Source organism: Brevibacillus borstelensis, from assembly GCF_037834415.1.
GTDB classification, from domain to species: Bacteria; Bacillota; Bacilli; order Brevibacillales; family Brevibacillaceae; genus Brevibacillus; species Brevibacillus borstelensis_A.
In genome coordinates, this window is record NZ_JAUMSJ010000025.1 from 1 (window position 1) to 22,621 (window position 22,621).

Sequence of the window (22,621 nt, forward strand, 5' to 3'; positions counted from 1 at the left end):
CGGGCTTTCAGCCGGCATTAGCTGTAAAAGATTGGGAAGAGAATTCTAATTGCGGTCGGTATGATGTTTTCGGGCAACTGTCGCCAAATCAAAAACCCCTGGTTTCCCAAGGGTTTTTGATTGTCCCGCTTATCGCACCGGATGCAAGCTGTCAGTCGTCACATCCAGCAAGACGGCGTTAATGCCATTGAGAAAGGCCATGGCGCTCGCCTTGATGATATCTGTATCCATAGCGCGTCCGGAGTACGTTTTGCCTTGATGATCGATTCGGATGTTGACCCGTCCGATGGCTTCTTTACCTCTGGACAGGCTGTTGATTTTGTAATCCTTCAATTCTACGTCCAGTCCCACCAGCGATTTGATGACACTGTACAAAGCATCGATCGGACCGTCGCCAACCGCACTGTCCGTAAATTCCTCGGAACCCTTTTTCAGCTTGACGGTGGCTGTCGGGTACTGATCGTTGGTCATCACCTGGAAGGATACCAGCTCATACAGCTGTCCGCTGCTACGCTGCTGTAGGGCGCGGTGATTGGTGACCAGGTAGTACACGTCATGGTCGTAGACTTCTTTTTTGGAATCGGCCAATGCGAGGAATTTTTCAAACAGCGCTTCAAAGTCTGCGGCATCGCCTGTGTCAAAGCCCATTCTTTCCACCGCATTTTTAAAGGCATGGCGGCCGGAGCGAGCGGTAAGGATCAGTTCCATGCTTTCCGCCCCGACGTCCTCCGGCGAAATGATTTCATACACCTGTTTATCCTTCAACAATCCGTCCTGATGAATGCCGGAAGAATGCGCAAAGGCGTTTTCTCCGGTAATCGCCTTGTTTACCTGGACATCCAGTCCGGTCAGGTACGTGAGCAGTCTGGATGTTCTCAGCAGTTCAGTCGTTTTAATATTGGTGGAGCAGTTGTAGTAATTTTCCCTTACCTTGAGTCCCATCACGACTTCCTCCAGCGATGTATTGCCGGCCCGTTCGCCCAAGCCGTTAATCGTGACTTCGACCTTTTCCGCCCCGTTTTTCACGGCAGCCAATGTATTCGCCGTAGCCATCCCCAGGTCGTTATGACAATGGACGCTCAGGATTACGTCTTCATTGACATTTTTCAGCCGTTCGTTGATCTTGCGGATCAACTCGCCGAATTCCTCCGGGACGGCGTACCCGACCGTATCCGGCACGTTGATGATGGTTGCTCCGGCTTTGACGACGGCTTCAATCGTCTTCCACAAATATTCAAAATCCGACCGCGACGCGTCCTCCGTGGAGTACTGCACGCGGGGGAGCAACGTCTTGGCGTACTTGACCGCGTCAACCCCCATCTGCAGAACGGCGTCCTTGGAGCGGTTAAACTTCTTGTCCACGTGGATGTTCGAGGTGCCCAGAACGATATGGATAAACGGGTCCTGCGCGAGCTTGATGCTTTCGTATACGGCGTCAATGTCGCTTTTGACAGCCCGCGCCAGGGCCGTAATCGAGACTGCATCCCCTACGCTTTTGGCAATCTCCTGAACAGCTTGAAAATCCCCCTCCGAAGAGGCGGGAAAACCGGCTTCGATCATATCTACCTGCAGTCGCTTCAGCTGCTGCGCAAACTCTACTTTTTGGTGGACATTCAATTTGGCGCCCGGCACTTGCTCCCCGTCGCGCAAGGTGGTATCCAATACGATAATGTTTCTTGTCATATGCGTTTCCTCCCCAGTACTCCCTGTTTTTCTTTATATCAAGCGGGGGCGGTTAAACCCGGACTTTAACCAACAAAAAAACCCCGTCTCTACGTATAGAGACGAGGTTGACCCCGCGGTACCACTCTACTTCATTTCAACTGAAATGAGCTCATTCGATGGCCATCACCATCTATCCTTGTAACGGTGGAACTCCGGCTTACCCTACATTGTCAGGCAGCAGTTCATAGACGAGTTCGAAATGAACGATACTGCCGTTTCGCACCAGCCAACGGCTCTCTGAAAGATCTTTTCATTTCTACTATTTCTACTCATAACTATTTGCATGTTAAATTATTGGAAATTGTATTACATTCTCAAAGTTGTGTCAACAGTCAAATCAAGTATCCTTGAGGCATATTGCTCATATCCCTGTACGGGACCTGTTTTTCTACAAGATGTTTAAAAGTTCTGTTTTATAGCTTATCCTAAGCTTATTCTGGAAGAGAGGAAGTGCAACTCGGTCATGGTACGAACAGAACCGATCATTGCAGTGGATAATGTCAAAGCCAGTTCGAAATGGTACCAGTCGCTGCTCGCCTGTCAAAACACACATTCCAACGGCGTATTCGATCAGCTTGTCGATACAGATGGAACGATCCTGCTCTGCCTGCATCATTGGGGAGACCATGAGCATCCGTCGCTATCGAGTCCTGATCATGGAATGCCTGGCAACGGGCTTTTGCTCTTTTTCCGGGTTGGCGATTTCGAGCGTGCATGGGAAAGGGCGCAGTCGCTTGGAACCGGGATTGAGGAAGAGCCTCATTTCAATCCGTTTGCGGGACACAACGAGTTCACCTTGCGCGACTTGGACGGGTATTACATCACGATTTGCTCCGAACCCGTTTGACGCAAGGATGCCCTTCCATCTCGGCGAGCTTGCAATAAAGGCAGCTTTTCAGCCGAAAGAGCTGCATGAGTACCGGGTTGCTTTTCTTCGAGCAGCCGTCGAAATTGACAGTCTTGGCCAGAAACAAAAGCGCTTGGAAACCCCAAGCGCTTTTGTTTCTGGCCCTCATCTCGGGGTCGAAATACGGACGTTTGACAATGTCAGTGAAGAGCTCTGCCGATTGGTTTTACTTTTTTACAACAGAAATTCATATTGCCTTTTGCCATGCAAGATACGTCTGACGTGCACTACGTCGCCCACAATTACATAAAACACCAAATAACTATGCACTGCGAGCAGCCGATAACCTTTTGCACGCAAAATGGGGTTTTTCACCAAAGGATACCGAAATGGCAACTCCTCAAGTGATGCTACATGCGCTACGATCTCGTCATACAATCTGATATCGTCAAAGGAAGAACGCTGATTGATATAATCGATTATCTCCTGCAAATCGCGTTTCGCGCTAGGAAATATCAATATCTTATATGTTTCCACGAATATTCGACCTCAACTTCCGAGCTACTTCCAAGAAATCCTCTCCAGCAGCACCGTTTGCAATTTCCGCTTCGGCCTCGGACAACTTGCTGTATAACTCGATCAAAGCTTGCTGGCGTTCATATTCCTCGATACTCATGACAACCATGTCTCCTGCGCCATTCTTGGTGATAAATACAGGCTCCCGTTCTCTGCGGCAGAACTCGGAAATCTCATTGGCGTTATTACGCAAATCTGAAATAGGACGGATTTTGGGCAAATTTACTCACTCCTTTCCGGGTAAAACTCTTGATCAAATTATAGCATAATAAAGAGTAAATTACGCATTATATTGCGAGTTAATTTCTGCAGGAGGGCTTGGAAAGCATTTGATACAACAATAACCATAGCATGGAAGGTGACCTAGGAATCGAACTGCTGACTTTTGCAAGCTTAACCCCTGCCTGCAGATCGAAAAAGGCGACGGCGCCATGTTCAAATTCCGTGCCGACGATCCCTTTTGTCGGCAACCCTAATCCGTCGCGATAGCTACACCCAATGTCAGAACAGAAATGCGCGGTTCCATCATACTGACGTCCTCCCTGAAGCTGATTTTTTTCGTTTACCGCCTATACTCGCCGTTTTCCATTGTAAAAAACGGAATATCTTCCTTCAGTTCGCGGAAATAGGTGTGATCATGTCATTCTGCGTATCGCTTTCGCCCGGCCGAACCCATGAAAAGTTTCCTCCCCGCTTGTCTCCATGCGGTCTGCCCTAGCCCGGGCAGCAAAAACCACGTCCTGCTACAGACGTGGCTTGCTTTTGCATAAATGAAGGCGCTTGGAGGTTGGACACGGTTTATCGGACCGATCCGCGCTTATTTTGGTTGAAGCGTCAGCACATGACCTTTCCCATCAGCTTCCACCAGGGAAGTGGCATGGTACACTCCCTCCACCCATGCGCGAAACTGGTCGTTGTACCAAGGGCTTTTGACGTGTCCCGACTGACCGGGTCCGACTACATGATACGCCTTCGTCAGATCATTGGTATCGACGACAAACCGCCAGGAAGCGCCGTGGTTGATAAGGCCCGTCTTTTGATTGTAGGCGGCAGCCTGAACCGTCACAACACTCCCCCCTGCCGGGATCGGCTTTGCCCAGTTAAACAGGTAATTCAGTCCGGTCACGCTGGAGAGCGGATGGAGAAACGACATTTGATGAGCGGCACCCCATTTCCATTTGTCGCTATTCGTCCCCTGGGCAGCTTCGATTTCCGCGATCGCGTCCTGCAAAGAAGTGTGAAGAACCTTGGATAGACCACCCTTCTCCTGAATCCAAGGCCCCGGCTTGCCTGCGTGGGCTCTGCGGATCAGATCGTCGACGATTTGCCTTTTTCCTTCAAACAAATCATTCATGCTGTCCGGTATTTGCTCCTTGAACAGGACATTTGCTACTTGCCGCATCCACGTATGGAAAACGAGAGGAGCGGCCATATCCTTGTCGTCAGCGAAGTTCCATGGTTCCAGCACGGCGAGAACCTCTTTTTCTTTGTCCGTGAGCGCCTCTTTTTTCACCTGCTCCAAAAAAACCGGTACAAATTCCTCGGCCTGCAGATTTGCTTGATCCATTTGCAGCTTTTGCATGTCCTCTACGGTCAGCTTCTCTTTTTCCTGGAGAACTTCCTGGATTCTCATCTGACGGTACGGCTGAGCCCAGACATTGCTGATGTGGTACGGATAGCTGTCATCCGTGACTTTGTAATTTGCGCTGGAAATGAAACCCTGTTTTGGATTCACGGTCTTGGGGAGCTGATCGTATGGGATGTATCCCGTCCACTCGTATTCATCCGTCCAACCGGGGACAGGGAGCAGGCTATCTCCCTTTTTGCGGATGGGGATTTTCCCGTTTGCCTTGTAGGCGATCGTCCCATCCTGCGCGGCAAAGACGAAATTTTGCGTTGGTGTGTGGAAATCCTCGAGTGCCGTTTCAAACTCATTCCAGTTTTTCGCTTTATTCATGCGCAAAACTGCTTCCAGCTCCCTGGACGGCTCCAGCGCAGTCCATTTCAACGAGAAGACGGTATCCTTGCCGCTGTCTTCAGCGAACTCTGAAATGACAGGGCCATGTCTTGTGATCGTGACCTGATGCGGGATCGTCTCCTTGCCTTTCACGGCAATCGGCTCATCAATAATCCGTGCTTCTTCCCATTTTCCCATGTAGAGAAACTGGTTGGGCTGGTCTGGATTTCTCTTTTCGATATACAAATCCTGCACATCGGGCCCCGTATTTGTCACGCCCCATGCCACTGAATCGTTATGGCCCAGGATGATGCCGGGGATTCCCGCAAAGATAACGCCGCTTACGTTTACCGAAGGGCCCTTGAGATGGGTCTGGTACCAAATCGCTGGCGCAGCCAGTGACAGATGGGGATCATCCGCCAAAAGCGGTTTGCCCGACGCGCTTTTCTCACCGCTAACCACCCAGTTATTGCTCCCGTTGAATTCAGGGGGAATGACCGCCTTGGCAAAGCTTTTTTCGACATCGACCTTTCCTTCCCCTATGGACGGAATGATCAAAGGCCCTTGTTTTTCCTCGTTCGGGAACAGGTCGTACGCTTTCTCTTTCGGAAACCGGTTCAGGAGATAATAGCGAAACGCTTGCCCTTCCCAATGCCCGCCCAGATCATAGGCCATGTATTTTCCGATGGTCAGCGAGTCGAGCGGCGTCCATTCTTTCGGCTCATAGCCCAGCAGGGCAAATTCGATCGGCAACGCTCCCTTTGCCTTTGCTTCGCTTATAAAGGCATTTACCCCGTCTGCATACCACTGCAGGATATCCTTCGCTTCCTGCGAGTAAACGTCTTGGGAGAGCTTTGCTGCCCTGCGCAGTCCCAGTGTCCGGAAATATTTATCGCGGTCCACCGCCTTTTCGCCAATGACTTCGCTGAGTTCGCCGGAAGCCTGCCTTCTGCTCAAGTCCATCTGAAAGAGGCGGTCCTGTGCCGTGACATATCCTTGCGCCATGTACAAATCATGTTCGTTCTTGGCGTAAATATGCGGCACCCCGTGATCATCTCTGACGACCGTTACGGTTTCCGCCAGTCCCGCTACGGGGAGAGAGCCCTCGATTTGCGGCAGGGACCTTTCGATGTATGCGTTTGCAACTCCGAATAAAACAGCGCTGATGGCAAGTAAAACAGCCACCGCAATAATCGCAGCCTTGACTGCTTTTTTCCTTCTGCTCACCCTCTGTTTTTGCAGAACAGCTTCCATTGGACTCTTCCCCCCATAGTTTAGGCAACGAAAATGAATGACTATTCAGTAAATTGCTTTTAGTATACCACAAAACAGCCCAATAGGAAAAAATTCCAAAACCCCCGAAACCTAATCCCTGGATTTCCCGAGGATCTTGAATCGTTCCTGCATGCAAGCTGTCGCCCGTGCACTGGCATTTCGGCGGATTCCCGTATCGATATGAACGTTCCGAGCGTAACTTTAGTTGGGCAATGGCTGTCTTGTCCACAAAAAAGTTGACCGCCCTGTCGCCATTTCCTGTATGTTGAACAGGTGCCAACTTTGATTTCACGGGCGATAACGGCTGCTCCCGTCCATCCATTCCATATTTTTTTCGGTAACCGTCACATTTTGATGTGGCTCCTTCGTTGTTTAGGGTGAAAGGGGGTGAGCGGTTTGGATGAAGCTGAACTACATGGGATCATCTCTGACGTATTGAAGGGTGATACCGAGAAATTCGAGAAGATTATGCACCTCTACCAAAAATCGATTTTTCTTTATTGCTATCACATGCTGGGCCATCATTCCGAAGCTGAGGACAGCGGCCAGGAAGTATTTTTGAAGGCATATCGCTATTTGGAGAAATACAAACCGGAGATTCCGTTTGGCGCCTGGCTGTACAAGATTGCCTACAATCAGTGCATCGATGTGATTCGCAAGCGAAAACTGGCGAAATATCTCCCCTTCTTTTATCGGGACGAGAAAGAGAACAAACACGTGGATCAGCAAATCGAAGCCCATTATTTCGACGAGTCCGTGCATAAGGCTATGTCGAAATTGTCGGTGGAAGAGCGGAACCTGTTGATTTTACGCTGTGTAGAGGAAAAGAGCTATCAGGAAATCAGCCTCATTCTGAATCAAAGCAGCGCCACTCTTCGAAAAAAATACGAACGTTCGGCTGCGAAATTCCGCAAGTACTATGCCCAAGGAAAGGAAGTGGGACCAAATGAGATCGGACAAGGATCAGGATTTGAGAAAACTTTTTCATGACCCACGAATTCCCGATGCAGACTTGACGGGAAAAGTGATGGGGAAATTGTACGCCGAGCAAAAAACAAAGGAGCGATTTTTCGTGAAATACAAAGTGGGTTTATTGGTAGCGGCAGGAATGGTTTTGACAGTCTCTTCGGCTTTTGCGGCAGTCAACTATCACTCTTTGAAAAACAAGCAGGGAAATGTGGTATATGAGAAAAAAACATTGGAAGAATCGGGCTATACTCCTCCTTCCAAAGATGAACAAATCCGCTCGCTGAAAAGCGGTGGATACGCCGACGAAGTGTTGAAAGAAGGCACAGCCGGTCTCTTTTATGTCGTCTCGGACATTCCGGATATGAAAATTTACACCGAAAGCAAGGGAGTATCCTTTACGGATGTGTCTAAGCTCCGAGACAAAATGAAGGATCAGTCCGTCAAGATTTTAGACAGCCTGGAAGGCAAATACAAGTTTGAAAGTGCAAGAGTCGACTTCGAGCCTATGACTTATGTGAATCCTCTCAGCCCGGAAGAACAGGAAGCTATTGCGAAAAAACTGAAGAAGCAGGCCGAGGATTCCAAGAAAGAGTATGCCATGATGCCGGTAGAGCTGTCGAAGGACCACTGGAGAATCCTCAGCACCTACACCAGCCAAGGAAAAGACATCCGGGTTACGATGTCCAGAACAAGTGGCAAAGAGACGTTCCTCGTTCATAAAGAGTGGGACTACAAAGAGGAAAAGCTCACGGTGAAAGGGGTAGAAATGATCTTCACGGATTTCGGCACGGGTAAAAATATTCAATGGGTGTACGACGTGCCAAACACGAATCAAACGATCCGCTACCATATCGAAACACCCAATCCGGTAACCAAGGAAGAGTTGGTCAAGATCGCAGAATCCTACCTGGATTGATGGATCGGCGTGTTGTCTAAGGAGACGTCTTTCTTGCGCACTTGACCGTGAAAGATAGATACCAGGAAACTACCGTCCCTGCTGGGGTCTAAACGGCTGACAGGCATCACTCGCTCACGCAGTAATTTGAAAAATCGCTCCTTCTTCTCTCAAAGAGGGGCGATTTTTTATATGCAGATCAATACCCTCGGGCAAAACGGCAATGAACTCGAGTCGAGTAATTTATTTCGATCAATGAGAATCACAACACGTCGCACGATTAACGGATCTCCTCGATATCCATAACATCGCCTTCGCCCCACATTCTCACAAGCACTGAATACACGGTTCCATCTTTGGAATCGCGGATTTCCGTCAGATACTGCCGCATACCGTATCGATAGGAAGGGATGCTTGCATCCAGTCGTTCAATCGGAATGTTATATTTTTCGTGAATATAATCAATAGCATGCTTGTTTGCAGCAAGCCTACCTGCAATGGTTCCGAAGAATTCGGAGCAGCCTCCTACTGCGATAACCGCCAGAAAAAGAATGAGGATGCAAGCCATCACTCGTTTTATCATTGGAAACAGCTCCTTTTCGGGGCAAGCAGTCGATCTGTCTACTTTCTAATCAACAGGAAAAATCCCCTTCAAGCAAACAGTGAGAAACTTGCTTTCCTCTGTCTGCATGAAGGGGATCATCGATTATCATTTGACTGCCTCTTCGTTTTTCGTACTACATTTGCCTGCGCCTGTCACCGGACTTGCCGCCTGGTATTACTTTCCGGGCAGGATCGGCACCTCCCATTTTGCATCGTGATGCTCCTTATACTTTTTGTCGTAGGAGATGATCAGTTCCTTTGTCAGGTTTTTGACGCCCTCTATGAAAAATCCCCCGTTAATATGAAGCTGTCCGTTTTCATGCTTTCTCTCTTCGATGAAGAATGCCGCATCGTATTCTTTGCCGTTTTCATCTGTAATGACTCCGAATGTGGACAAGGGGTTCATAGGTGCGGTGCCTTCCCCAATCGCAGCGTCGACTCTGATGATGTAACGATCAGGTTTGTCGGTTTCTTGGTCCTTTTCATGCTTAAAAGTGAAGCGATTCCCTTGTTCCTCCACCGTAACCGGGGCTTTCTCAAGCTTCGCAAGGTCGAGCTTTGCTTGGAACGCTGCCGGCTCCTGTTTATAAACAGAGCCGAGCCTGAGAATCATGTTCTTCGATTCGTCGATCGGTTCGAAGTAGTGGAAATCCCTTACGATTCCCCCGATTTCCTGGGAAGGACGCCACCTGCTCCGTTTCGGATCACTCATCAAATTTTTCTTCTCCCCGTCTTTTGCGTAAATAAAGCCAGGGACCCAAGCTCCCAGAACGGAACCCTGTTCATTCACAAGCTCAAAGCTGTAATCCATCTCTTCTGTGTTCCGGTCAATGACCAACTCGACACCGGTCGGCGCAAACGTAATCTGCTTGACGTCCAGCTTCAAACCTTGCGGAGTTGTATAGGACTTGTTTACGGCATATGTTTGGGTCGCCGCTTTCGCTTTTTTGAGATCCACCGGCACCTCCAACTGCCAGTTTCCGTTGGTCTTGCCGATTTTTTTAATGTTGAACGCTACAATCAGCTCATCCGGAAGCTCTTTGCCACCGTTTAGGCTTCTGAGATCGTGTACCAACTCCATGTAAGGTCCATCTTCGTTCGTGCCTTTTCCCGTGCCTTTTCCCGTGAGCCCCCATTTCAAAGCTCCTTTTTCTGTTGATGAATGCAAAACATTCCCTTGCTTATCCTTAATCGTGATTTGCCCTTCCTGATAAGAATCCCAGTGCGATTCCTTCTTATTGCTTTTATCCTTAATGGAAGTCAGAATGGCAATGCGGAAGGGATCGGCCACTACCTCATGGACCGACAGGGTGTATCCTTGATCAGTAGCACTTACATTGACCGTTTGCAGGAATCCATTTTTGGCGGCTTCCGCAATACCATCGTTACCCAGCCTGGTCAGCAGGCCGTTGCCCGCAACTCCCACAGACTCCGCCTTGTTCGTCGGACTGCTGGCAAATACGCCGTTTACATAAGAAGAAAACGCCGGCGAATACATCATGCCGCCGGAAATCACGACTGCCAATGCCGCTGCGGCGATCGTTGTCTTTTTCATAATATCCAAACTCCTCTTTTTCCAAATAGGCAACTGCCTCGTATCGTTAGCCCGGTGCAGCATTTCCACTGGATGTGAGGGAAGTGCGCTGATAATCCTTCGGTCCAAATCCTCGGAAAGGGGTTCTTCTATGAGGACCTTGCCCGCTTCATCCAGCTCGTCGACCCATTGCTCCAACTGTCGCTGACAGTGCTTGCAATGATCGAGATGCTGCTCCAGTTTTGCTTTGTGTTCTGGAGAAAGTTGATCTTCCATGTAGTCGACCATGAGTTCTTGCGTCAGGCATTTCAAGTGGATCCCCTCCTTATTTGCCGCTTTTGCTCAGGCGGTCTCGAAGCTTTCTTCTCGCGTGGGAAAGGCGCATCCGCACCGTATCGACAGACAGGGACAATCTGCTGCTGATCTCCCTGTAGCTCAACAATTGGAGATAGTGCATATCCAGCAGCGTCCCGTAATCTTTATTCAGCGCCATGATTTGCTGCCGCAAAGCAACCCGTTGCTCTTTTTCCAAATAAACTTCCTCCGGGATCGGAGATTCGTCCTTCAGTTCACTGCTCACCTCGGCTACACCAGGCATTCGTTTTCGCTTTCGCAATTCGTCAATGCCCCGGTTCATGGCGATCCGATAGAGCCAAGCCGAAAAAGAGTGCCCCGGTCGATAGTCGGGCAGACTGTAGTACGCCTTGATAAACACTTCCTGCACAATATCTTCGACCTCATAAGAATGCCCCATCGTTTTTCTCAGAATCGAAGCGACTTTTCCCTTGTACCTGTTGACGATCAGAGCATAAGCTTCTTTGTTTCCTTGAAGTACCTCCGCAATGATCTCCCGATCGTCCTGCATGTTTTTACCTCCTCGCAAAAAGGTTGCTGCGCAGCTGTGCCTTTTTGGTTGTACACTACTATAGACGAAAAAAGGAAGCTGCCCCTCTCAAAAAAAAATTTTTACAAGTGTGGGAGTTCAATTTAAACCAAAAAAGCTCATGTCATCATTTGACATGAACTTTCATTGTTCCACATTATGGAAAATCATAACACAACCCATTCACTGGCCTTTTCATTGGCTGTTCATCACTCTCCTGCCAAGGCTCGTTTCAGGTAAAAGCGGAGCTGCCTATTTGTATACCTTCTGCCCTTCAACACATTGCATAAAATCATCCGTCGTCATGACATGGGCGGTCGACACATTGAGCAGAGCAAGCGTGACGCGGTGCACTTCTTCTGCCGGGATCGGGCCAAAGCCTGTATCTGGATAGTCATACGTCCCGGTCGCATCGGAAAGAAACGCGACCCGATACCCCAGATACATGGCGTCGCGGGCGGCAGCGTGACAGCAGTTTTCCGTGGTTACCCCGGTTATGGCCACGGTCTCGATTCCCTTGCTTCTGAGAATGATGTCCAAATCTGTGCCGAAAAACGCGCTGTAGCGATGCTTTTTAATCACCGGCTCATGAGGCAGCGGAGCCAACTCCGGGTAAACTCCCGCACCCGGTTTGCCGTCTACGAGACAGGCCCCTTCGGCGATCGGCGGATAAATTTCGCCAAACATGCCAAGGTCCGACCCGTCCTCGCGGTGAACATGCGCGGTATAGATGACCGACATTCCTGTTTCCCTGGCAAAGGCCAGAAGGCGATGCAAGGTCGGCAGGATGCGGCGCCCCATCGGTGTCTCAAGCGGCGCTCCTTCTGCGATAAAATCGTTTTGCATGTCAATCACAAGAATTGCCGTCTTTTTCGGATCAATCTGTTCCATCCGCATACCCATGAACAATCGCCTCCTGATCTTTTGGTCCAAAGCTTCCGAAAGGTTCGGTAGCTGCAGCTTCAGCCTGTTGAACTATTCTATCAGAATTGCAGCTGTGCAGATGTAATCCTGTTAACATATTTCCGATTTTTCCGTAAATTCAAACACTTTTTCGTTGATATGGCATAAACGATTAGGTCTTTCGAAATTCGAGTGTAAAACATATAGATGCTATAATCAAGCAAAGGAAATTTTATCATAATATAGGTTTTATCGTGAAATTTGAAAAAACGAGGAGAAGCCGAGCCATGTCGCACAGAGTGTATGTATACAATATCAGCACGCCTTCCGAAGCGCAGGACACCGACACAATGATGATGGAATGGGGCTATGAAATGCCCCTTTTACTGCAGCCGCTCCTGGTCGAAGGAGGATTTATCGCCGGCAATAATTACAACAACCACACAGAGCCCGATAATGCCGGACTGTATTACAATGCCCAGGCCGGTGTCGAAAACCTGAAACGCTTTTATGAATTCCTCGAGAAGCAGGGGTCGCTGATCAAAAACAAAGAGGCCTTTGCGCACGCCAAAAACAATCTCTTCCGCTACCTCGACAAACTGGAACAACAGTATTTCCACCTGGATGCGTGGGACGTGTTCAATATGGACGACATCCCCCATTCCGAACAGGCGGAAGTCTGGCTGGCCAATATTGCCCATAACAACGAGGTCATCAAGAATGCGATGGAAAACAACGACATCTCGCTGCTGCGCTACTCCGACTTGATGGACGTGAGTCCCGGCTTTGCGTCGTTTGCCGAGCTGCTCAATTATGAAGATTACCAATATGGCTGGGGACACATCTGGCAGCCTTACGAGGAAGAGCTCGCTGTCGAGATTTACAAGGAAAATGGCTTGTGGGGCCTGAAAGACAAGGATGGAAGAGTATTGCTTCATCCGCAATTTGACGAGTTTTACGGTTTTGGTCCCGAAGACCTTGCCGTAGTCTCAAAGGACGGCAAATTCGGCTACGTACATAAATCAGGCCATATCGCCATCCCCTTGATATGGGATGACGCATACGACTTTGAATACGGCAACATCGCAATTGTCAAACGCGACGATCATTTCGGCCTGATCGACCTTGCTGGCAGCACGGTCGTCCCCACACAATATGAAGAACTGGAAGCACTGGACTACAGCGGATATTTCACTGCAAAAAAAGACAGGAAATGGGGAGTATTGGACAGGACCGGCTTCATCGCGATCGATTTTGAATATGACGAAGCTTTCAGGAGCGGCTACCGCTTTTACCATACCGCTATAAAAGGAAAGAAAAACAAGAAAATATTCAATGAGCATTTCGTATACATCGGCGAATTTCCGCTGTCTGCTGTGGAACACATCAGCGAGGGGCTTCTGCTCGTAAAGCCGCACAAGAATGCCAACTACAGCACCTTGTACAAAAAGGACGGCACCGTTTGCGAATCCGGCTTCGAGAAAATAAATATGCGAACCAGCTTCCCTAACATGCTGATCCTGCGCAAGGGGAAAAAGCATGGCGCCCTGGGCATCCAGCAGGAAAGCCTTCTGCTGCCCTATGAATATGATGCGCTGATTGATTTGCAAGCCTATATCGAATCACGTCAAAGCAATCTGGTGCTGGCGCAAAAGGATGGCAAAAAAGGCGTATTTAATGGCGACCCCCATCATCCAGCGTGGCTGTTTCCTCTGGAAGAGTACCAAAACATCCTTTGGCTGTACGAAAACGCGTTTGCCCTGCGGCAGAACGGGTTATGGGCGATCGCCTTTTCGTCCGAAAACCGGCTGAGCGGATTCGAATTTGATCTTGTGGCACGGAAAGCGCCCATCAACGGTTTCGCTTATGCCTTTAAAGGTCCTGACGTTTATGTGGTGGACGAGTTCGGGCTGTCGAGGGCCGATAAAACCTCGGTCCTGGAGGATGCCGAAGATGTCTATTACAACTACTATTTTGATGCCAACGTCCGCAAGCGCCTGCTGGCCTATGCGAATCCGGCTGGCACTGATGACGGCAGCGTAGACGAATACACATCGGTGCAGACTTTGTACAACCTGAGCATGGATGCCTACGACGCGGGCGATTATGAGAAATCCATCCAATACGATACCATTGCCGCCGAAAGGGGCTATGCCCCCTCCATGAACAACCTTGCCCACATCTATTACAGCGTGGAGGGCTATCTCGATGACGACAAGGCTTTTTTCTGGTACGAAAAGGGCGCTGCGACAGGCAACCTGTATGCCATGAACGGCCTCGGCATCTGCTACCAAAACGGCGTAGGGACAACACCCGATATAGATAAAGCATTGTATTGGCTTGGCAAAGCTGCGGACAACGGTCTTGCGCTGGCCCACAACAACATGGGCGCCTTATACTATGAAGGACAGCTGGTACCGCAAGATATTGACAAGGCACTGTGGCATTATCAACAGGGCGAAGAATGGGGCTCGCCGTACCATGGCTGGCTTGGCTACTTGCATGACCTGAAAGGGGACCGTGAAAAGGCCTTCTATTATTATCAGCAGGATTATGAAGATGGCAGCGATGTAGGCGCCTATAACCTGGGAATCTGTTACAGTCAGGGGTCAGGCACAAGCAAAGATATTGCTGCGGCCATCACCTATTTTCATGCCGCACTGGAAAGAGAATATCCACATGCCCATATCGAGCTGGCAAGGATATACCGCAACGAAGACGATTTTGCCGATGACTCCTTGGCGAAACACCATATCGAGCAGGCCCAAAAGGCTGGCCTTGAAATACCTGATGACCTCTTGTCTTAGTAGAAAGGGTCGTGAGTATGAATCAGGGATTCGTTTCTTCGTGTTCCGGCATTCAGTTGGAAATGCAGTCTTTGATTGCATTTCTTTTTTTATGCTTGAGAAGCGATTCTTTTTCATCACCGGCTCAAAAGCCGGATGACGACGCCAGGTCGGCAGGATGCGGCGCTCCACTGCCTCCCCACCATCGCTCTTCCCTTTTTCCCCCTCAGCCGCTTGGCAACTTCACTACCGCCAGCAAAGGAAAAGGCAAAACCTGAAACCAATCCAGCATCCCATACGTATTCTCTTGAAAGATGACAAATATTCCTAATTTATCGAGGTGCAGACAATCATGGAATCCATTTCTATCGTTCCCTATCGCCCCGAACTGGCCGCGGCTGTCGCCGATATGTGGAACGCCAGCCGGGATAGCTGGGGAGGCGGAAACTCGATCACAACAGCGGAACAGATTCTACAGGAAGAAGCAAGCTCTGATGCCCTCGCTGTCTATCTGGCGATGGATGGCGAAACCGTAGTTGGCTATTGCAGCCTGGCAGAGTACCAGGAAGATACCGGTGCCCTCTACATCCCGCTGCTCAATGTGCGCCCTGAATACCAGGGAAAAAAAGTGGGACGGATGCTGCTTGCACGGGCGCTGGAGCAAACGATCCAGCTCGGCTGGCCGCGACTTGATCTCTATACATGGGCCGGGAACACGAAGGCCGTACCGCTGTATAAAAAATTCGGCTTTTTCTGGGAAGACCGGGACGATTCCACTCATCTGATGAACATGATTCCCACTGTCTTGCGGACAGAGGCAATCGCCCACTATTTTGAGGAGCTCGACTGGTATCGCGACTCTACGAGGGAGATCGTCGTAGAGCCGGACGGACGAAAGGAAAACGGCTTTGACTACTTCACCTACTCCTGGGCAAAAGGAGAAAAGAGCCTGCGCGTGGAGTTTGAACGGCTCGGTCGAGGTATGCGCCTGATCGAGACAGAAGATTATCTGCTGTCTGCAGAGGTAGAAAAGCCGAAGCTGGTCTTTGGCCGGGAATACCGGATTCACTACCGGATCGTCAACAAATCGGGCAAGCCGCTGCATATTTCGTTGAAGGGAGAGCCTGACGAAAACATCCGCTTTGATTATGAAAAGGAGCTTGCGGTTACGGGGGAAACGACGCTGTCGGCAAGTTTTTTTGTCGGCGAGATCGCAGAAGAGCAAAGCGTCTGGCGCACGCATCCCCGTGTCTGCACGCACATCCTGATTAACGGCAAAGCTGCGCTGTTTCAGGTGGGGATACTCCCCAAGTTTCCCGCTTCCCTTTCCCTGCATGTACCTGGCCTCTCCTACCCGGGACAGCCCGTGCAGTTCTATCTGGATGTGGAGAACAACTTTGAAGAAGAAGCCCAGTTTTCATTCGAGCTGCCCTCTTGTTCCTTTCTCCGCATACATGAGCAGCGCCACACACTCCGGCTGTCAGGCAAGGAGCGCATCTCGCTGCCGATTGCCGGAGACCTGTATGAACACGGCTTTTACGGGGGCAATGCACAGGTAGAGACGAAGCTTGCGGATGGCGGTACTGTTTCGTTTTCCAAAAAGATCGGTGCCGCCTTTACAGGACTCGGCGCGATGCTGTCGGGGGAAACGGAACAAACCTGGCAGGCGCACCATGGCCTGCATGCTCTTTACTTGAACAAGGAGGATAACGAAATAACCGTTGCCAGCAATGCAGGCGGAGAGCCGACCTATCTCACCTATCCCAAGATCGGCAAACCGTATTCCAGCGAGTTTTCCAAAAAACGTGCCGAGCAGGTCGAGTTTATCGTGGAAAAAGGAGCGATCGGCTTCCGCGTTGCCTACCGCTCCGGAGCATATCCTCAGATCGCGTTGTTCTCAAAGACGCTTCTGTTTGGAGACGGCACAGTGGTTCACGAGCTGGATCTGGAAAACCTTTCCGCTGACAAGCCGAGTACGGAGCTGTGGGTGAGTCAAGGCGTTGTTCATCCTTTTCACCGCCCCATTCTTCCGTATCAAGGCCGGTATGTCGAGACACCGGCATCCTACGGCAGCGATACGGATTATTGGGACGGCGAGCTGTTCAGTGAAAACTGGCTGTTTTCAAGGGGGGAAAAGACTTCTTGGGGGATGTGCTGGCCTGAGGAATACCGCTTTGATTTCCAAGGGTACGCATCTTTGGAAACCAATCTCGGCATCCTTGAGCCACATGGCAAAAGAGCGTTTGGCCCTGTCTATATCTCACACGGAAGCTACACCGATTGGAAAGAGTTCCGTGCATTTGCCCGGCGGGAAGCGCTGCCTGCGGACTTGTCGCTGACTTCTCATCTGGAGCTGGTTGCAGACGAAGGAAATCCGTTTGTCAGCAGCGGGGAATTTGGTGTACAAGTGAAAGAGTACAAGCAGCAGTATCTCGAGGGAGAATTGACCGCCTCCCTGGAGAGCAGCTCCGATTCTTTCCAAGCCCAACATTTTGATGAGGATGAGGAAAAGACGGAATCCAGCTACTCCTTTGCCACCCCGGACAGGCCATATGAAATCGTGCGGGTAGACGGACGCTTTGCCACTCATGAGACTCATTTGCGCAGCGCCGTTTTCCCGATCGGGCGAGGAAACGTTTTACAGGAGACGACGGAAGAACAAGGTCAGCAAGTCTTTATTGCCGACAATGGTCGACTGCGCATCAAGGCAGCTCCCGAATTTTCTCCGTCGCTCTACTCGCTATCCTGCAATGGCCAGGAATGGCTGGCTACCTCCTTTCCCGAGCGGGGGCCCAAATCATGGTGGAATCCGTGGACCGGCGGGATTGGCAACCAGGTGGCCGAACTGAACGCTTTTTCCCTGATCAAGGAAGAGCGCGAAGCTTCTTTTGTCGAACTCGTCGATAACAGGCAAAATGTCTGGCAGGGAATCAAGCTGAGCTACTATGTGAAGCAGCAGGAAAAGTATCGCGGCCTGACATGCCATCAATACTACTTGCTTCTGCCCGGTGTACCTGTCCTCTGCCATACGGTCGAGATCGCGCAGAATACCGGAACGTACTTTGCCGGCAAGGAGTGGTTGACTGACATCTTTTTGCAAACTGAAGAAACAGGCGATGACGTCTGGCTGAAAACCGTCGGAACAAATGGCGAGGAACTGTTGTACAAGCTGGGGCAGGGAGAATTGTCCGTCAACGAAGCCTCCGATTATACGGTTGGCTCCGCTTCCCGCAAGGATCAGATGCAGATCGTCACCGACCTGGATACAGCAGATCTGAACGTTTACGCCAACAACGATATCGCTGTCGTCTCGGTCATACGCGAACTGAACCTGCCAAATAGCAGCGATTTCTTTACAACGCCCGTCTTTTTCCTGTTTGCCGACAAGGCGCTCCCGTCCGATTCCTTGTCTGCCCTGCGTGCGATACGTTTTTCCAAACAAGGGAGGACACCCGATGAAAATCATTGATGCGCACATGCACTTGTCCCACATTGAGGAGTTCAAGCGGACTGCGGCGGAAAAGTCGGGCGTCGACTACTCTGTCGCGGGCATCCTGCAGGAATACGCGGAAAATGGAGTAGTGCTCGGAATCGGCATGGGCCTGACGGAGACAAAGCAGGACGGCTTCCCCGACGCGGAGGCAGCTACGCCAATGGGCCTTGATTTGACAGAGGAGCTTCCGCCGCAGCTCGTCTACTGCTTGGGAATCAATCCTTTCAAGCTGGATGAAGCTGCGGTGGCGCGACTGGAAGCAGAGCTGCAAAAGCCGAACGCCGTCGGGCTCAAAATCTACCTGGGCTACTATCCCTTCTACGCCTACGATAGCGTCTACGACCCGGTCTATGCGTTGGCAGCCAAATACAAGGTTCCCGTTGTCTTCCATACCGGCGATACGTATTCGGAGAGAGGACTGTTGAAGTACTCCCACCCGCTTACGCTGGACGAGGTGGCGGTGAAGCATCGGGAGGTTGCCTTTATGATGGCCCACTTCGGCGATCCATGGGTGCTGGATGGAGCGGAAGTCGTTTATAAAAACCGCAACATGTTTGCCGATCTCTCCGGCTTGATGGTTGGAGACGCAGCCAATTGCGCCCGGCTGAAGGACTCTCCGCTCTTTTTCGCCCATCTGCGCCATGCGCTCACGTACTGCGACCACTACGACAAGTTTTTGTTTGGAACCGACTGGCCGCTTGCTCCGGTGAAGCCGTATATTCAGTTCGTTCAGGAGTTGATTCCGGCGGAGTATCACGAGGATGTGTTTTACAAGACGGCTCTGAAGGTGTTTCCGAAGATCAAGGCTTTGGTTGAGTAGCTCCTGGACCGCTTCCATGCTGTGGATATACAAATCCCATGTCGATTCGCGTTCATCATGTGCAGCGACATGGGATTTTTCATGTCAGGGCAACCGCTCCCTCTTCCGTCGGGTCCGTATCATACTATGACGATTGCTGCCTGGTGCCCATTTCTTCCGGAATCTCTCCGCGAATCAAGCAAGCAGCCAGCAATCCGATACTGAGAACGAGTGCAAGCAACAGAAAAGTCTGCGCGAAGCTGCCTGTTCTCATCAAGAAAATGGATAGAACCGGCCCCAGACTGGTTCCCGCAAACAGGATAAACGTATAAACCGAGACGGCAATACCTCGTGATTTGCCTGCCAGTTGCCCTACAAGAGAGATCAGGGAAGGAACAGCCAATGAAATTCCGCTGACAAAAATAAGAGACATTCCTATCAACAGAGACAAATTGTCGGCCGTCCCCAATGGGGCTATGCCCGCAACAGCCAGCAGCAGCGCGAAGCGCAACACGGTACGGACCCCAAATCTTTTCGCCAGCTTTCCAGAAAACGGCGATATCATCATGCCGAAAACGCCGATCGCACGGACGGAAAGTATTTCCTCGCTGGTAAGCCCAAAATCAGGCTCGCTCAAGTAATTTCCCAGCACGGTATACACGCTTACGAAAGACATCAACAGCACCAGAGCAACAAGGTAGCTCAGCATGAGATTTTTTTGAGTAAACAGTTTTCCGATCTGCTGTAGCGGTTCCAAAATATTGGCATGAGGATGCTGAACCTCTCCTTTCGGCAACAGCCATAGCACTAGCATCGAGGTGGCAGCGTAAACCGCCGCCAGCAGGTAAAATACGGCATTCCATCCGTATACCTGACCGATCGAACCGCTGAACACCTGTCCGACGATCCCGGCAACAAGAAACCCTGTGCTGATAAAACCGATTGTTGCCACCCTTTTTTCTGCCGGAAACATCTCTACGGCGTATGCCAAAGCGACGGGAGAAAAAGTGGCTGCAGCGGCGCCTTGCAATCCTCTGAGTACAAGTATCCAGGAAAAGCGATCCACTGCCCCGAGCAGCAAGGAAATTAGCGATAAAACAATCAATCCGACAAAAATGACCGGCTTTCGTCCGTATTTATCGGACAGTGCCCCATAAATCAGGCAGCCGATCGCAAATCCGATAGAAAATACGCTTCCCGATGTGGCGGCTTGTGTGAGTGTGACATCAAATTGTTCTGCAAACATGGAAACAAGCGGAATGGTCACGTAGAGACTTGACATGACAACCATCCCAGACCAGCATAAAACGGCAGTCATCAAAGAATAATTACGCATAGTGCACCTCTTTTCGATTTTTTCGATTTGCAAACTGAATCGCATATATAGTTAGATAATCTAATTATTAATAGAAAAAAATTTATCTTCCCACTCCCAGCCTTCTTTCTATAGCGGCATTCAGCTTGGCCAGCACCTTTTCCAATGCTTTGCGTTCCTCAGGCTCGAGCTCGCTTACCAGCGAGGAACATGCAGACCAAAAGGTGGGAAGAGCTTTTTCGACCAATGCACGGCCCTCGGGTGTAATGCTGACATGAACCATCCGCCGATCCAGGGAGCTTTGCTCACGTGCAATCCAATTCCTCTTTTCCAGCCAATCCAATAAAGCCGTCGCGGAAGCACGACGGATACCAAGCCGCTCCGCGATCGCGGAGGGAGTAACCAGTTCTCTCCCATCGTGAAGCGTAAGCAGCAACAGCAAATCGAATTTGCTCTCGGTAATGTGAAACGGCGACAATTCCAAGTCCATCACGTCTAAAACGTTGTCTCCGAGCCACATCATCAGCAACCCGAGATGTGCCGAATGCCGATCCGTGCTGCCGGAAGCGGTTTTGTCCATGAGCTCCAGATAAGGCTGAACGCCTAACTTGGGCAGCGACTGATCCGCAAAATGGTCATGATTGTTTTTCCTGCCCATAGCCCCACCTCTAATAATAAATTAGATTATCTAACTATATGACAATATAACTTGTTGCCCCCAAGTTTGCAAGCCTATGTTTCTCTTTCCTGCATCTCCCGGACCGCCTGCCCTGGCCAGGGAGTCGTCACCCCTATCTTTTGCGTTTTATAAAAAGCGATCCGGCATATAAAAAACGCAGCCTGCATCGGCTGCGCTTTGGGTTTGATACGGAGAATCCCAGGATCGAAACGCTAACCACTGCACTGTCAGTGTAGCGGCCTCCCACAATGGTTAGTTATATAGAAATAAATTAGTGATCAATCAATTACTTCTGTAGAGAACGATTCCTTCTTTGCAGCATGCGTACCGTCTTCGCAATGCCTTGTTCAAAGGCTGTCGCCCGGATCGGTCCGATCAATCTCTCGTATTTTTCCCCACTCAAGACAAGCGGCTCTTCCGTTAAATAGAGCATCTCCACGACCTCCTTCATCACCGGCGCAAACATTCCAAGCACTGACAGCCCTGCTCTGCCGAGCGGAATAACGGGCTTGGCGCTTCCGCTTGCCTGCCGAGCGATTCGCACGATCTCCTTGCCCGAAATCAGACCCGCACCCGGTATATTCCAGTTCTGCTCATAGGCCTCGTCCCTGGCGGCCAGTTCCGCAATCATGAATGCCGCGTCCGGCAAGTAAACAAACTCCCGGGGAACCCGCATGTTGCCGATGAAAAAGGCCATCTTGCCAGCCGCGATGGCTTCCAACGTCGATCCCAGATAAGAAGCCTCGTTCGCCGTGGGACCGTAGTAATCTGGCAAGCGGACGATCATGACCTTGGCCCGGCTCCACTTGCTGTCGAACAGCATCTTTTCATAGACAAGCCTTGTCTTTCCTTTTCTGGTATGCGGCTGCTTCGGATGCTCCTCGGTCACCCGGTCCATCTGTCTTCTGCCGTAGGGATAAATTCCGTCGATGGCGACTACCTTCAGACCCAGCCGGTCGGCTGCCTCCATCACGGATTCGCCTAGAAGAATCAGCTTGCTTTCCATCTCGTGATACGGCACGTTCGCGCAGTGAAACAGGACATCGGCGCCTTCCGCAGCCCTGACGATGTCATTCGGACGGAAAGCGTCGCCAGCTGCAATCGTGACATTTTCCGGATTACCCAGCCTTGCCCTCAGCTGCTCCAGCTTCTGAATAGATCTACCGAAGGCCACCGTTCGAATTCCTCGCTTGGCTAGCTCTTCCATAATCGCAGCGCCTGTACCGCCGGTTGCTCCTACCACAATCGCTTTTTCCAATGGGATCACCTCGTTTGAAATTGTAATTGATCAATCACTAACAATTGGATGAATCGAATATCTGTGATTGATTAATCACTAACTTGAGAAAACTGTATCACGCTGTAATTGATCAGTCAATTAC

Annotated in this window: 17 protein-coding genes, 1 pseudogene and 1 other annotated feature; of the genes and pseudogenes, 6 read left to right on the forward strand and 12 right to left on the reverse strand. The window is 50.4% G+C overall.

The window, feature by feature from the left end:
- Window positions 1-129: 129 nt before the first annotated feature.
- A complete protein-coding gene (locus Q3F21_RS18265; protein ID WP_340256208.1) occupies window positions 130-1,683 on the reverse strand; it encodes a 2-isopropylmalate synthase in 1,554 nt (517 codons plus the stop codon).
- Between the two features lie 94 nt (window positions 1,684-1,777).
- Window positions 1,778-2,007 (reverse strand) — a binding site (T-box leader).
- Between the two features lie 181 nt (window positions 2,008-2,188).
- On the opposite strand from Q3F21_RS18265, the gene Q3F21_RS18270 reads away from it, so the two are divergent.
- Window positions 2,189-2,572: a VOC family protein gene (locus Q3F21_RS18270; protein WP_340256211.1), complete on the forward strand. Its 384-nt coding sequence runs from the start codon at window positions 2,189-2,191 to the stop codon at window positions 2,570-2,572.
- A gap of 234 nt (window positions 2,573-2,806) precedes the next feature.
- Here Q3F21_RS18270 and Q3F21_RS27490 read toward each other — a convergent pair whose 3' ends face one another.
- The 4 genes and pseudogenes from Q3F21_RS27490 to Q3F21_RS18285 form a co-directional block, all read right to left on the reverse strand.
- Window positions 2,807-3,109, reverse strand: coding sequence for a type II toxin-antitoxin system RelE/ParE family toxin (locus Q3F21_RS27490; protein ID WP_425341277.1), 303 nt, complete (start codon window positions 3,107-3,109; stop codon window positions 2,807-2,809).
- Window positions 3,096-3,368 carry a type II toxin-antitoxin system prevent-host-death family antitoxin gene (locus tag Q3F21_RS18275; RefSeq protein WP_340256214.1) on the reverse strand — a complete coding sequence of 91 codons (273 nt, stop codon included), beginning with the start codon at window positions 3,366-3,368 and terminating at the stop codon, window positions 3,096-3,098. The genes Q3F21_RS27490 and Q3F21_RS18275 overlap by 14 nt, the downstream gene beginning before the upstream one ends.
- A 166-nt stretch (window positions 3,369-3,534) precedes the next feature.
- Window positions 3,535-3,674: pseudogene (locus Q3F21_RS18280) on the reverse strand (VOC family protein); the annotation flags it as partial.
- 291 nt (window positions 3,675-3,965) lie between these two features.
- Window positions 3,966-6,359 (reverse strand): penicillin acylase family protein, encoded by a 2,394-nt coding sequence (locus tag Q3F21_RS18285; protein WP_340256217.1) that lies wholly within the window; start codon window positions 6,357-6,359, stop codon window positions 3,966-3,968.
- Window positions 6,360-6,767: 408 nt separating this feature from the next.
- Between Q3F21_RS18285 and Q3F21_RS18290 the strand changes: the two genes are divergently transcribed.
- On the forward strand, window positions 6,768-7,370 hold the full coding sequence (locus Q3F21_RS18290) for an RNA polymerase sigma factor (protein WP_340256220.1): 603 nt from the start codon (window positions 6,768-6,770) through the stop codon (window positions 7,368-7,370).
- Between the two features lie 82 nt (window positions 7,371-7,452).
- The gene (locus Q3F21_RS18295; RefSeq protein WP_340256222.1) at window positions 7,453-8,265 is read left to right on the forward strand and encodes a hypothetical protein; all 813 of its coding nucleotides are present in this window, start codon (window positions 7,453-7,455) and stop codon (window positions 8,263-8,265) included.
- Between the two features lie 259 nt (window positions 8,266-8,524).
- Here Q3F21_RS18295 and Q3F21_RS18300 read toward each other — a convergent pair whose 3' ends face one another.
- The 4 genes from Q3F21_RS18300 to Q3F21_RS18315 form a co-directional block, all read right to left on the reverse strand.
- The gene (locus Q3F21_RS18300; protein WP_340256225.1) at window positions 8,525-8,827 is read right to left on the reverse strand and encodes a hypothetical protein; all 303 of its coding nucleotides are present in this window, start codon (window positions 8,825-8,827) and stop codon (window positions 8,525-8,527) included.
- Window positions 8,828-9,022: 195 nt separating this feature from the next.
- Window positions 9,023-10,693 carry a DUF4179 domain-containing protein gene (locus Q3F21_RS18305; protein ID WP_340256228.1) on the reverse strand — a complete coding sequence of 557 codons (1,671 nt, stop codon included), beginning with the start codon at window positions 10,691-10,693 and terminating at the stop codon, window positions 9,023-9,025.
- A gap of 13 nt (window positions 10,694-10,706) precedes the next feature.
- Entirely contained in the window at window positions 10,707-11,246 is a 540-nt protein-coding gene (locus tag Q3F21_RS18310) for an RNA polymerase sigma factor (protein ID WP_340256231.1), read from the reverse strand.
- A 270-nt stretch (window positions 11,247-11,516) separates the two neighbouring features.
- A complete protein-coding gene (locus tag Q3F21_RS18315; RefSeq protein WP_340256234.1) occupies window positions 11,517-12,167 on the reverse strand; it encodes a cysteine hydrolase family protein in 651 nt (216 codons plus the stop codon).
- Between the two features lie 287 nt (window positions 12,168-12,454).
- Between Q3F21_RS18315 and Q3F21_RS18320 the strand changes: the two genes are divergently transcribed.
- The 3 genes from Q3F21_RS18320 (at window position 12,455) to Q3F21_RS18330 (ending at window position 19,266) form a co-directional block, all read left to right on the forward strand.
- The gene (locus tag Q3F21_RS18320; protein ID WP_340256237.1) at window positions 12,455-14,974 is read left to right on the forward strand and encodes an SEL1-like repeat protein; all 2,520 of its coding nucleotides are present in this window, start codon (window positions 12,455-12,457) and stop codon (window positions 14,972-14,974) included.
- A gap of 331 nt (window positions 14,975-15,305) precedes the next feature.
- A complete protein-coding gene (locus Q3F21_RS18325) occupies window positions 15,306-18,422 on the forward strand; it encodes a GNAT family N-acetyltransferase (protein ID WP_340256240.1) in 3,117 nt (1,038 codons plus the stop codon).
- On the forward strand, window positions 18,409-19,266 hold the full coding sequence (locus tag Q3F21_RS18330; protein WP_340256243.1) for an amidohydrolase family protein: 858 nt from the start codon (window positions 18,409-18,411) through the stop codon (window positions 19,264-19,266). Before Q3F21_RS18325 ends, Q3F21_RS18330 begins: the two co-directional genes overlap by 14 nt.
- 124 nt (window positions 19,267-19,390) lie before the next feature.
- Here the strand turns inward: Q3F21_RS18330 and Q3F21_RS18335 are convergent, their stop codons facing one another.
- The 3 genes from Q3F21_RS18335 to Q3F21_RS18345 all read right to left on the reverse strand — a co-directional run bounded on the left by Q3F21_RS18335 (window position 19,391) and on the right by Q3F21_RS18345 (window position 22,497).
- The gene (locus tag Q3F21_RS18335) at window positions 19,391-20,581 is read right to left on the reverse strand and encodes an MFS transporter (protein ID WP_340256246.1); all 1,191 of its coding nucleotides are present in this window, start codon (window positions 20,579-20,581) and stop codon (window positions 19,391-19,393) included.
- An 82-nt stretch (window positions 20,582-20,663) separates the two neighbouring features.
- Window positions 20,664-21,218: a MarR family winged helix-turn-helix transcriptional regulator gene (locus Q3F21_RS18340; RefSeq protein WP_340256249.1), complete on the reverse strand. Its 555-nt coding sequence runs from the start codon at window positions 21,216-21,218 to the stop codon at window positions 20,664-20,666.
- 307 nt (window positions 21,219-21,525) lie between these two features.
- Window positions 21,526-22,497: an SDR family NAD(P)-dependent oxidoreductase gene (locus Q3F21_RS18345; protein ID WP_340256252.1), complete on the reverse strand. Its 972-nt coding sequence runs from the start codon at window positions 22,495-22,497 to the stop codon at window positions 21,526-21,528.
- Window positions 22,498-22,621 lie beyond the last annotated feature (124 nt).